Here is an 11,832-nt window from a genome sequence, read left to right on the forward strand (position 1 = left end):
CCCCCCCCTCCGCCCCGCCCCCGACGCCGTGGGGGCTTCGATTTCGCCCGTTCCGCTGCCGCCAATCGTCCGGCTTCCTGCCATTCCTCGAGCTCCTCGCGCCCTTGGCCGGTGGCTTCCACCATCAGCCCGAAGAGGCTCAGGGCGTCGGGAAAGGAGGTGTCTCCAGCGTACCGCCGACGCCGGGCCGGCGTCCACCCCGGCTCGCAAAGACGTTGGAATCCGATCAACGCCTCGAGCATGCCCTGAGCCTTGGCCTTGGCCAGAGAAAAGCGCTGGAGGAAGTCCCGGGTGGCCCGCTGGACCACCGTCACCACTTCCTTGCGGCTCAAGGGCCGGCGCAGCTTCGCCTCTTTGCGCCCCCGGGCGAGCAGTACTGTGGGCAGCAGCACCGCCGCCACCAGGGCGCTGTCGGAGATCTCTTCGCCCTCTGCCATGCGCGTGTCGATGACCGGCAGCAACGCTCCCAGGTCGCCCAGGCCCTGGGCCTCGGCGGACACCATGTCGAGAACCTCCGGGAGCAGGACGTCCACCAGCCCCAGGTCGAGCATCCACTGAATCGCCGAACCGGCATGGCCGCAGCGCAGCAGCTGAATCAGCTCCTCGGTGATCCGCGCCGGCGCCGCCTTGCTCAACTCGTCGGCCCACTCCACGACGCCGTCCCGGGTCCGCGGCTCGATGGTGAATCCCAGCCGCGCGGCGAACTCGCAGGCCCGCATCATGCGCACCGGATCCTCCTGGAAGCGGATGCCCGGATCCCCGATGCAGCGGACGATGCGATCCTCCAGGTCCCGGATGCCCCCGACGTAGTCGAGGACCGAGAAGTCGTCGATGTTGTAGAACAGCGCGTTGATGGTGAAGTCGCGGCGGAAAGCGTCCTGCCGAGGCGTGCCGAAGGTGTTGTCGCTGGTGATCAGCAACTCGTCGGGCGCGCTCTCCTGCTCGTCCTCCTCGGGGGTCCGGCGGAAGGTGGCGGCTTCGATGATGCCGTCTTGAAAGTAGATGTGGGCAAGCCGAAACCGCCGGCCGATGATCCGCGAATTGCGGAACAGGCGGCGGATCTCCGCCGGCTTGGCGTCGGTACCGATATCGAAGTCTTTGGGCTCGCGGCCGAGCATCAGATCTCGGACGCTCCCCCCCACCAGGTACGCCTTGAAGCCCGCCTTGTTGAGCCGGTAGAGAACTTTGACGACATTGCTGGGCATGTCGTCACGGGAGATGGGATGGCTGGAGCGAGCCAGGACCCTTGGTGATTGCTCGTCCGCCAAGTCTTGTTCAGTCACGCGGCTATTATATGGGCACCTGGCGGCGAATCGAGATTCTGCCTGCACACAGGTAGGCGCGACCGGTTTTCACACCGGTCGCGAGGAGGAAGGGCCGGAACGTAGCGGCTAGCGGCAGCCCAGTCCCGGCGGGGAAGGGTTCGAGAAGGAAATGAGGAGAAGGAGTCTCTCGACTGGCTCGTTCCTCTTCTCTCTTACGCCAGACAAATAAAGCAGGATCGATGCCAGACCTTCTGACCACGCCCAAAAAGGGCGCAGAAACGCCGGAATGAGCGTTTCCTGCCGAAGTCGTCCAATTATGCGGACACAGCATGACCCCCAAACAGGACAGACGAGGCGAGCCGCGATCCGCGCAGACCCCGAGACGGGCTTCGGTCTTTCGCAAACGATTCAGCAACCCCTTGAGAGCCAAGGCCCAGGACCTATCCCGATGTCCCAATATGTAGACAGGCCATGACCTTCTTAGAGGACGGTGCTCCTCGCCCTCCCGGCACGCTGGGCCCAGACACCCAACGCAGACACCGGGCGCGGGCACCGACAAGAAGCCGTCCTACTCCTCCACCATGCGCTTGTAGATGCGGGTCTCGGAGCCCAGGGTCCGATGCACCGGGCAGCGGCCGGCGATCTCCTCGAGGCGCTCCCGCTGAGCACTGTCCAGAGGGCCGTAGACGGTCAAGTCGACATCGATGCGGTCGATGAACCCGCTGTCGTTGAGGCAGTCCTCGCAGTCTTTCGCATGCATGCGGGAGTGGTGCAGCTGCACCCGCGTCCCTTCCAGCGGCCAACCCTTGCGTTCAGCGTACATGCGCAAGGTCATGGAGATGCAGGTCCCGAGCCCCGAGAGCAGCAGCTGGTAGGGGTTGGGACCGGTATCGGTACCACCGGGCACCGAGGTGGGCTCGTCGGCCACCCAGGAGTGGTGCTGGGTGCGCACCTGGTTGGCGAAGCCCTCGGCGCCGCCCACCACCACCACGTCCCCCTTGCCGAGCTGGCGCTGGGCTTCGTCGGCCCGCTGCTGCGCCAGGCGATCTCCGGAAGCCTCGTCCCCAGCCGCCCTGTTGGCAGCGGCCTCCGCGTCGGATTCGGGCAAGTACCGTTCCGCCCAGGCGGCGATGACGCCGGCGGCGTAGCGGGCGTCCCGCTCTCGGGTGAGCAGGTGATCCGCATCGTCCAGGGACACGAAGCTCTTGGGATGCTTGGCCGCCTGGTAGATGCGGCGGGCCTGGTCGATGCCCACCACCTCGTCCACCGGCGAGTGGAGGATCAGCAGCGCTTGTCCCAGAGCGGCGATGCGGCCGTGGAGGTGGTTCTCCTCCAGATCCTGCAGCAGCTGCCCCTTGATGGTGAAGGGGCGCCCCGCCAGGCTCACCTCGGCGGTCTCCTCCGGCGCAAGATCCGGCACCGCCCCGAGTACTCCCTCGCGCAGATGGGCGGTGTCGCTGGGAGCCCCGATGGTCACCACCGCCACCGCCTCCGGCACCTCGTGGGCGACCCCGAGCATGGCGGCGCCGCCCAGGCTGTGACCGATGAGCAAGGTCGGAGCTGCGTGCTCGCGGCGCAGATACTCCGCCGCCATGGCCAGGTCCTGGAGGTTGGAGCTGAAGGTGGAATCGGCGAAGTCTCCCTCGCTTTCCCCCAGGCCGGTGAAGTCGAAGCGCAGCACCGCGATGCCCCGGCGCACCAGCGCCCGGCTGATCCAGCCCACCGCCTTGAGATCCTTCGAGCAGGTGAAGCAGTGGGCGAAGAGAGCCCAGGCGCAGGGCTCGCCATCGGGCAACTCCAGCCGCCCCGCCAGTTGATTGTCGAAGGCTCCCGGAAATCGGACTTTCTCGCTGCTCGCCACGAATTGGCTCCTGGAGGAAAAGGTTTGAGGAATCGGCGCCCTGCCCGCTGCAGAGGCCCCTCACCGGGAGGATAGCGCAAGGTACGACTGCCCCCCGCCGCGCAGCGGGGCAGCCGGCAAACTCGCACACCCGAGGGAGCCCACACTAGAGGACCCACGATCGAGAACCCATGATTGAGAACCCATGATTGAGAACCCATGATTGAGAACCCATGATTGAGAACACTGTCACGGCAATGGACTGGCTTGTTCACCCAGCCCTCACAGCCACTCCATAGGGTTCTTCCCGAGCCGCTTCCCAGAAGCCGCCCACAGTCAGCTCTCAGCTCTCAGCCCTCGTCCCAAACGACATTCAACCTGCGGAGACCGCTGCAACCATGGCCATTGCCGGCACCACTCAAGAGCTCTCCCTCGCCGACCTGCTACAAGTCAAAGCCATGGCCGGCGGCAGCTGCCGAATCATCGTCGACGGCCGTGCCGGGGCAGGGCTGATCCTGCTCGACCACGGGCGGGTGGTCCACGCTCAATACGGCGACCTCCAGGCGACCGACGCCGTCTTCGCCCTGCTCACCGAAGAAGGCACCTACTTCCAGGCCAAGAGCGGAGTGGAAATCGTGCGCCGGACCATGAGCGCTTCGGCCCAGGAATTGGTCATGGAGGCAGCGCGGCGCCAGGACGAAGGCATCCTGGTCACCCCGAAACCCTCCCAGGCAGCCCGGGAGGGGGCCGAGCACCGCCCGGTCGAGCTCTCCGGCGACGATGATCCGCCGACCCTGCCATCCTTCCCCGCCCAGGTGCTGCCCGCCGATGACGGCGGCTCCCGCACCTGGCGGCCCTGGATGGTGGCCCTCCTGGTGCTGCCGCTGGCGGCGGTGGCGGTGCTCGCCTCCACCCTGCTCCAGGACAGCTCGACGCCGGCGGTGGCCCCGGCCACCGCCAAACCCGAGATCCTCCAGCTCGAGCCCAAGGAAGCCACCGACCTCGCCGGGCCCTCGGATCGCCTACCGGTGCTCGAGGCCGGGGCTCCACCGGCAAGCCCCGAGGACACCTCCGGCCTCAAGCCCACCATCGTCCTGCGGCTGCTCATCGGAGTCGACGGGAGGGTCCAGCAAGCCCAGGTCTACCGACCAAGAGAGGAGTTGGAGGCCTTCGAGCGCATCGCGCTGGAAACCGTGCGGAGCTACCGCTTCTCCCCCGGCCTGCACCGGGGAGCGGCGGTGCCGGTGTGGATCAACTGGCCGGTGGACTTTATTTGACAGGCCCCATCCGAGCTCAGCCGCCTCTCCTCGAGCTCCCGCTCACCGAAGCCCGCAGAATCCCTCACCTCCAACCATTGTGGAGACCCGATGAAGATCTCGACGCCTCGCCCACGCCTCGCCCAAATTCTGCTCTGGGTTTTTCTACCGATCTTCCTGCCGGCAGCGGCAGCATACGGCCAGAGCACCGATCCGGAAGGGGCTACTGTGCTGCAGGTCAAGGGCTCGGACACCATCGGCGGTGCCTTGGGGCCAGCCCTGGCCCGCGCCTACGAGGGAACTCACCCCGGGGCCGAGATCCATTGGGGATCCCTGGGCTCGGGCACCGCCTTCGTCGGCCTCTTCGATGGCTCCGCCGACCTCGGCGCCTCTTCCCGTAGCGTCAAAGAGTCGGAGCTGGCGGAGGCCCGTCGCCTGGGCCTCGAGCTCAAGGAGTACATCCTCGGCTATGACGGCATCGCCGTGCTGGTCCACCCCGACAACCCCGTGGCCAAGCTCTCCATTGGACAGCTCTCGCGGCTCTTCACGGGCCAGATCACTAGCTGGAGTGAGCTCGGCGGGCCGGATCTGCCGGTGGTGCTGATCAGTCGCCCCAGCTACTCCGGCACCCACGGATTCTTCAAAGAGAAGGTCGTGCGCCGCGGCAACAAGAAAGGGCCAGAGGAATTCGGCCCCCAGACCCGATTCGTCGAACACAGCGAGGACATCGTGAAGCTGGTGGCCGGCGAGCCCGGAGCCATCTCCTATCTGGGCATGGGGTGGGTGCGGCCGGAGGTGCGGGCGGTGCCGGTGGTGGGGCGCAACGGCCGCGGCTTCCTGCCGACATTGGAAACCGTGCGCGCCGGCACCTATCCCGTGTACCGGCCGCTCCTGCTCTACACCCGCGGCGAACCGACCGGCGAGCTACGGCGCCTCCTAGCCTTCCTTCTCGCCGGTGACGGCCAGCGCCTGGTGGCGGAGCACGACTTCATCCCCGCGGACGTCCCCTCCACCGTCTCCCGCTCCGTCGAGCCTCAGGCCAAAGATGCCAGCGCGGCGGAGGCCAGCCGCATCCAGCTCCACCGCATCCTCTTCCCCTTTGGCGGCACGACCCTCGACACCGATGCCCGGGCCACCCTGGACCGCATCGCTCAGCGCCTCCGCGAGGGCGGCCTGCGAGCTGAAATCGTCGGCCACGGCGACGCCGACGGCAGCGCCCTGGCCAACCGACGAGTCTCCAACGCCCGCGCCCTGGCCGTCGCCAACTATCTGCGTCGGCAAGGCGTCTCGCCCAAGACTTTGCGCGTCGAAGGCCGCGGCGCCACCCAACCGGTGGCCACCAACGACACCGCCGAAGGCCGCCGCCTCAACCGCCGGGTGGATGTGCGGCTGCTGCCGGCTGGCTAGATCTCGGCGGGGTAAACTCCCGCCCATGCCCCCCGAAACCCCGATCCTCCAGGCTTCCGGCGTCACGAAGCGCTATCCCGGCGGCGTGGTGGCGCTGGATGGGGTGGATCTGGAGGTACGGCGGGGGGAGACGGTGGCGCTTATCGGGGAGAGCGGCAGCGGCAAGACCACACTGCTGCGGCTGTTCAACCGCATGACCGAGCCCACCGCCGGAACCGTGCGGGTGGACGGCGAAAACGTGGCGGCGGTGGATGCCATCGCCCTGCGGCGGCGCCTGGGGTATGTGCAGCAGGAAGGGGGGCTAATCCCCCATTGGAGCGTCCACCGCAACGTCCAGCTGGTCCCCTGGCTGAGCGGCTGGGAGCCCCGGCGCCGGCAGCGGCGGGGAGACGAGATGCTCGAGCTGGTGGGTCTCGATCCGTCGACCCACGGAAACCGCTACCCCAGCGAGCTCTCCGGTGGCCAGCGCCAGCGGGTGGCCCTGGCCCGGGCGCTGGCGGCGGAGCCGGAGGTGATCCTCCTGGACGAGCCCTTCGGCGCTCTCGACGCCCTCACCCGGGCCGAGCTCCAAAGCCAGTTTCTGGAGCTCGAGGAGCAGATCCACAAGACTCTCCTCCTGGTCACCCACGACCTGGAAGAAGCCTTCCTGCTGGCGGATCGGGTGGGGGTGATGCAGGGCGGCCGGCTGCTGCAGGTGGCGACGCCTCGGGAGCTGGCGGCGGCGCCAGCGGATCCCTACGTCCAGCGCCTCCTGGCCCTGCGAAGGCCTCAGGGAGAAGAGCGGCGCCCACGGGGTGAAGGCTCGTGAGTCGCCGCGAAACTCCCAAGGGGAAGAGCCGCAGGCCGCGAGGGAGAGGCCTGGGAATGCCCGTGCTCCGTCCCAGAAGCATCTTCTTGCTCGGCGCCTTGGCTCTCTGGCTAGCCAGCCCTTCCATCACTGAGATCCACGCCCAGGAGCCCGACCTGGTGGTGGGCTCGAAGAACTTCGCCGAAAGCCGGCTGCTGGGGGAGCTCTTCGCCCAGCTCATCGAGGAGCGCACCGAGCTGGCCGTGGAGCGGCGGCTGGGCCTCGCCGGCACCCAGGTGTGCTTCGAAGCGCTACGCACCGGCGCCATCGACCTCTATCCGGAGTACACCGGCACCGGCCTGGTGTCGATCTTGGACGCCGACCCCGCCGGCGACGCCACCGCAACCCTCAATCGGGTGCGGCAGCGCTTCCTCCAGCGCTGGGATCTGTGGTGGCTGCCACCCCTGGGCTTTGAGAACGCCTACGAGATCGCCGTACCCAAGGTCCTGGCGGAGACCGAAGGATTGCGCACCCTCAGCGACCTGGTGCCCCTGGCGCCGGAGCTGCGGGCCGGCTTCGGCTATGAATTCGCCAACCGGCCCGACGGCCTGCCGGGGCTGGAGCAGACCTACGGCCTGCGCTTCCGAAATGTGCAGAATCTGCAGCAGGCGCTCAAGTACCAGGCCGCCGGCAGCGGTGATCTGGATGTCCTCGACGTCTACACCACCGACGGCCGGTTGCTGGTCCACGATCTGGTGGTGTTGGAGGACGACCGCGGCTTCTTCCCGCCGTACCAAGCGGCACCGCTGATGCGCGGAGAGGCGGTGCGCGAGCATCCGGAGGCGGTGGCGACCCTGGCACTGCTGGCGGATGCGTTGAGCGAGGAGACCATGCGGGGCCTCAATCTGCGGCTGCAGGAAGAAGGCGCCAGCGAGGCGCAGGTAGCTCGGGACGCGCTGGTGACGCTGGGACTGGTGGCCGGCGGCGAGGGGGAAGAAATCGAGGAGAGCCGCCGGGCAGGAAGCTTCTGGGGCTATCTGTGGAACCAGCGCGCTTCCCTTCTTCAGCGAACCCTCGAGCACCTGGGGCTGGCCGCCGCCGGCGTCGCCTTGGGAGTGCTCATCGCCGTGCCCCTGGGGCTTTGGCTGGAACGCCGACGGCGCATCGCCGAACCCACCATCCGCGCCGTCGGCATCACCCAGACGGTGCCCTCCATCGCGCTGCTGGCGTTCATGATTCCCCTCTTTGGAGTCGGCGCCTTGCCGGCGGTAGTGGCGCTGTGGATCTACTCCCTCTTCCCCATCCTGCGCAACACCTACACCGGCGTTCGCGACGCCGATCCCCAGGCCGTGCAAAGCGCCACCGCCCTGGGTATGACCGACGGCCAGGTGCTGCGCCACATCCGCCTGCCCCTGGCCGCCCCGGTGATCCTCGCCGGCGTGCGCACCGCCGCAGTGATCACCGTCGGCACCGCCACCCTCGCCGCCTTCATCGGCGCCGGCGGCCTCGGCGAGCCCATCGTCAGCGGTCTACAGCTCGTGGATACCTGGCAGATCCTCTCCGGAGCCCTCCCAGCAGCCCTCCTCGCCCTGTTGGTGGATTCCCTCCTGGCAGGCATCGAGCGCTGGCTGCGCCCCGGAGGCTAGGTCCCCTCCAACCCTCAGCGTTCATCGGCTGAGTCTCGAGCCAAGACCAGATCCATGAGCTCCCCCTCTACCACTGCCGCCAATCTTCCCCCAATTCCTCAGCTCCGGAATCCTCCGGCACCTCACTCTCGATAGCCTGGTTCTCGGTGGCCTCTCGAGGAAGGGATGAAACCGCCCCCGGAAACGGATCCCCCCGCAGCGCCGCCACCGCCCGCTCCACCGCCAGCGCCGTCTCGGCTCCCCGGCCGTCGGCAGCTCGGCGTAGGGTCGGAAGATCGAAGGAGTCGCGATCCAGCGCCCTCTCGAGCACCGCCGGCAGCTCCCCGGCGGAGAGCTCCGGCGCCAGATCGAGGACCGTGCGCAGGGGCCGGGTCACGCGGAATCCGGGCCGCTGGTCCAGATCCGCGACACTCACCTCGGCTCGGTACAGGCGAGCACCTCGAGCGCGGCGGCGATAGCCCGGCGGAACCGTGAGGTCTACCGCTGCGTCTTCTAGCTCCGGCAGCAGGCCCCAAAGCCGTGCCGCCGTCCGGTGCGAAACCGCTCCCTCCCCCCGCGCCCACAGCGACCACCGCACCAGCTCGGCATGCTCCCCCTGCGGGATCTCCGGCAAGCGAAAGAGCCCCCGACCTACCCGCCGCCAATTGCCTACATCGGCGTGGTACTTCTGGCCCTGGTAGGAGTACCCCACCCCCAACGCCTGCTGGGCGGTGAAATAGCCGGCCTGGCGAAGCGCAAGGTCGAAGAGCTCGCGACGGTGCTGGCCCTGAAGTGACATGGCGCCACAATTCTACAAGAGATTTTTAGTTTTCTGCTATCAGGCAACAAAAAAATGAAATCACGAGGCGAGACAGCTGCTCAACCGGAGAAACGCGAGAGTTGAGCCCCGAAAGGGAGACTCCTCGGGGACCAGAAGAAACCGCTCGAGCCGACGAATGCTCTCGCCGCAACAACAGAATCACCGATTTATCTGTCTTCAAAGAATGCGCGAACGGCAACTAGTGAGAAAAGCATCCTCGAAGAATGGGTAGTCCCGCTGGGCCGCTCTTGTTGGGGCGCGCTCCTTAGGGCGCCGCCCAGGAGCTTCGGGAGGACACCTAGGGATCCCATGAAGGCCGTCCCGAGGGCCTCGCCGAAGAGAGCGCCCCCCGGGAGCGGGTTCCGAGGACCCAGCGTCTCAGTCTAGAGGCTTGGCATTTTGGCCGGAGGCAAAGCGTGCATCGGTTTCTGAAGAACAGCTCCTCGGCATCCATACCGTCGGCCCTCGCCGGTGGCTGGAAGCTGGCAGCGCTAGGGGCCGCCCTCGCTCTGGGCTGGGTGGCTCTCGTTCCCACCTCGCAGATATCGGCGGTGACCCGAGGGATGCAGCTGCTGCTCTCGCTGCCGGCGGTCTGGGCGCTCGCCGGACTGGTAGTCACCGTCGCCGCCTGGGACCGATGGCTCCGGGGATCGTCGAGGGAATCGAATCTCTTCGCCCTGCACCAATCGGAGCCTCCCTCTCGAGCGGAACCGGCATCCAAGCCCGGCCGCCGCGAGAAACGACGGCCTTCCCGGACCCCCAAGACGTCCTCCCGAGCCCCCAAGGCACGGCCCCGGGCGACGCCGCCGCGATGCCCCGACTGCGGTACTCCCAGCTTGCTGGTGGATGCCCCCGCGGACTCGGAGCCCGGCCTGGCCGGCACCGAACAACCCCCGGATTGGACCTGTCCCGGCTGCGCCGCCACCGGCCACCGCAGCGGCGGCTAGCCCTTCAACAGGGAGCAGCCGGCCATGGCGGAAGGCTGCTCCAGCTGCATCAGCTCCAAGATCGTCGGGAAGACATCCGCTAGCCGGCCGCCCTCCCGCAGCCCCGGCGAGGGCTTCTCCGGGCTGCCCGTGGCCTGATCCCGGCGGTGGGGGTCGACGACGATGAGCTCGACGTCGTAAGTGGTGTGGGCGGTGTGGGGTGCCTCGGTCTCCGGATCCCACATCTGCTCCGAATTGCCGTGGTCCGCCGTCACGATCAGCTTGCCGCCGTGCTCCACCGTGGCGTCGACGATGGCCCCGACCATCTCGTCCACCACCTCCGCCGCCCGGATCGCCGCCGGCAGCTTGCCGGTGTGGCCCACCATGTCGGTGTTGGCGAAGTTGACCAGGATGAAGTCCTCGCAATCCTCCGCCACGATGCGTTCCAGCACCGCATCGCAGACCTCCTGGGCGCTCATTTCGGGCTTCAGATCGTAGGTGGCCACCCGCGGCGACTGGGCCATGGAGCGGGACTCGCCGGGGAAGGGCTCGTCGCGATAGTCGTTGAAGAAGAAGGTGACGTGGGGGAATTTCTCCGTTTCGGCGCAGCGGAATTGCCGCAGCCCCAGCCGCGATAGATAGGCACCGCCAATGTCCTCGAGCTTCGGAGGCTTGGGGAAGGCCACCTCCACGAAGGGCCCGAGCTCCTCCTGATAAGCGGTCATGGTGACGTAGGTGAGATCGAGGCGCGGACCGCGGTCGAAACCCCGCTCGCCGGAGTCCGGGGAAGCCTTTACGTGGCCATAGAAATCCTCGAAGACGAAAGCCTGGCTGAGCTCCCGAGGCCGGTCGCCGCGGTAGTTGACGAAGATCACCGTGTCGCCGTCGCTCACCCGCGACGCCGCCACCGCCGCCGAATCGGCGCCGACGGTCCGCGGGGTGATGAACTCATCCCCCTGCTGGCTGCCTCCGGTGGGATGGTCGTAGTAGTCCTGCACCGCCGCCGGCGCCGAGTCGAAGCGGGGGACCGCGACCTCGTCCTCACCCGTCGAGCGTCCCGTCAAACAATCGTAGGCGCGCTGCACCCGCTCCCAGCGGTTGTCCCGATCCATGGCCCAATAGCGGCCGCACACCGTGGCCACCCGGCCCACCCCCAGGTCGGCGCATCGCTCCTCCACCTGCCGCACATACTCAGCGCCGGTGAAGGGACCGGTGTCCCGGCCGTCGGTGAAGAGATGGACGAAGACCGCCTCCGCTCCTTGGCGCCGGCAGAGCTCGAGGGTTCCGTAGAGGTGGTCGAGGAGGCCATGGACGCCAGCGTCGGAAGCGATGCAGAAGAGATGCACGGCAGCATCCCGGTCCCGGGCCTTCTGCACTGCCTGCACCAGCACGTGGTTGTCGAAGAAGCTGCCGTCGCGGATGGCCTTGGTGATGCGCACCGATTCCTGGTCCACGATGCGCCCGGCCCCGAGGTTCTGATGCCCCACCTCGCTGTTGCCCATGGTTCCCTCGGGCAGCCCCACGTCCTCCCCGCTGGTCTTGATCAGGGTCCAGGGGTACTCCCGCAACAGCGCATCACAGCGCGGGGTCTCGGCCTGCAGAATGGCGTTGAAGGCATTGTGCTCGGGATGTGGGTTGCGGCCCCAACCGTCGCGCACGATGAGCACTACCGGTTTGGGATGGTTGGGGGCCTTGGGGCGGTGTTCCCGGGCTGCAGATGAGTCGGGCGATGCTTGAGACATGCTGGCGAATCCTCCTGGACTTGAAGCTCTTACTTCGAAGCATCGAGGCTCGAAGTTTCCAGTACCAAGTAGAACACGAGGCGGCGCCGAGGGGCGGGGCCAATCCGAGCCAACGGTTAAGATCTCGCAGCTTCGAACGTCTGCTGGGTTGGAACCCGATTCTC

General features: G+C 67.5%; 9 protein-coding genes. 5 read left to right on the top strand and 4 right to left on the bottom strand.

Features of this window, described 5'->3' with window-relative positions; all coding sequences use genetic code 11:
• Both pcnB and SX243_09760 read right to left on the bottom strand, forming a co-directional pair.
• Window positions 1-1,283 (bottom strand): polynucleotide adenylyltransferase PcnB (gene pcnB / locus SX243_09755; protein MDY7093243.1); only part of this gene is annotated, 1,283 nt, incomplete at its 3' end.
• Window positions 1,284-1,833: 550 nt separating this feature from the next.
• A complete protein-coding gene (locus tag SX243_09760) occupies window positions 1,834-3,126 on the bottom strand; it encodes a bifunctional alpha/beta hydrolase/OsmC family protein (protein ID MDY7093244.1) in 1,293 nt (430 codons plus the stop codon).
• A 377-nt stretch (window positions 3,127-3,503) separates the two neighbouring features.
• Between SX243_09760 and SX243_09765 the strand changes: the two genes are divergently transcribed.
• The 4 genes from SX243_09765 (at window position 3,504) to SX243_09780 (ending at window position 8,201) form a co-directional block, all read left to right on the top strand.
• Entirely contained in the window at window positions 3,504-4,382 is an 879-nt protein-coding gene (locus SX243_09765; GenBank protein ID MDY7093245.1) for a DUF4388 domain-containing protein, read from the top strand.
• A gap of 90 nt (window positions 4,383-4,472) precedes the next feature.
• Window positions 4,473-5,768 carry a phosphate ABC transporter substrate-binding/OmpA family protein gene (locus tag SX243_09770; protein ID MDY7093246.1) on the top strand — a complete coding sequence of 432 codons (1,296 nt, stop codon included), beginning with the start codon at window positions 4,473-4,475 and terminating at the stop codon, window positions 5,766-5,768.
• A 25-nt stretch (window positions 5,769-5,793) separates the two neighbouring features.
• On the top strand, window positions 5,794-6,576 hold the full coding sequence (locus tag SX243_09775; GenBank protein MDY7093247.1) for an ATP-binding cassette domain-containing protein: 783 nt from the start codon (window positions 5,794-5,796) through the stop codon (window positions 6,574-6,576).
• A 56-nt stretch (window positions 6,577-6,632) separates the two neighbouring features.
• A complete protein-coding gene (locus SX243_09780) occupies window positions 6,633-8,201 on the top strand; it encodes a glycine betaine ABC transporter substrate-binding protein (protein MDY7093248.1) in 1,569 nt (522 codons plus the stop codon).
• 67 nt (window positions 8,202-8,268) lie between these two features.
• On the opposite strand, the gene SX243_09785 is transcribed toward SX243_09780, so the two are convergent.
• Complete coding sequence (locus SX243_09785) at window positions 8,269-8,979, bottom strand: hypothetical protein (GenBank protein MDY7093249.1); 711 nt, start codon at window positions 8,977-8,979, stop codon at window positions 8,269-8,271.
• A 437-nt stretch (window positions 8,980-9,416) separates the two neighbouring features.
• On the opposite strand from SX243_09785, the gene SX243_09790 reads away from it, so the two are divergent.
• Window positions 9,417-9,947: a hypothetical protein gene (locus SX243_09790; protein MDY7093250.1), complete on the top strand. Its 531-nt coding sequence runs from the start codon at window positions 9,417-9,419 to the stop codon at window positions 9,945-9,947.
• Here SX243_09790 and gpmI read toward each other — a convergent pair.
• Window positions 9,944-11,668, bottom strand: coding sequence for a 2,3-bisphosphoglycerate-independent phosphoglycerate mutase (gpmI, locus tag SX243_09795; GenBank protein MDY7093251.1), 1,725 nt, complete (start codon window positions 11,666-11,668; stop codon window positions 9,944-9,946). The genes SX243_09790 and gpmI overlap by 4 nt on opposite strands.
• Window positions 11,669-11,832: the final 164 nt, after the last annotated feature.

It is taken from the genome of Acidobacteriota bacterium (assembly GCA_034211275.1).
In the GTDB taxonomy this organism is placed as follows: domain Bacteria; phylum Acidobacteriota; class Thermoanaerobaculia; order Multivoradales; family JAHZIX01; genus JAGQSE01.

Bases quoted from the DNA above. Each gene is read 5' to 3' on its own strand.
- SX243_09765 (MDY7093245.1), top strand. From the start codon at position 3,504: ATGGCCATTGCCGGCACCACTCAAGAGCTCTCCCTCGCCGACCTGCTA.
- SX243_09770 (MDY7093246.1), top strand. From the start codon at position 4,473: ATGAAGATCTCGACGCCTCGCCCACGCCTCGCCCAAATTCTGCTCTGG.
- SX243_09775 (MDY7093247.1), top strand. From the start codon at position 5,794: ATGCCCCCCGAAACCCCGATCCTCCAGGCTTCCGGCGTCACGAAGCGC.
- SX243_09780 (MDY7093248.1), top strand. From the start codon at position 6,633: ATGCCCGTGCTCCGTCCCAGAAGCATCTTCTTGCTCGGCGCCTTGGCT.
- SX243_09785 (MDY7093249.1), bottom strand. From the start codon at position 8,979: ATGTCACTTCAGGGCCAGCACCGTCGCGAGCTCTTCGACCTTGCGCTT.
- gpmI (MDY7093251.1), bottom strand. From the start codon at position 11,668: ATGTCTCAAGCATCGCCCGACTCATCTGCAGCCCGGGAACACCGCCCC.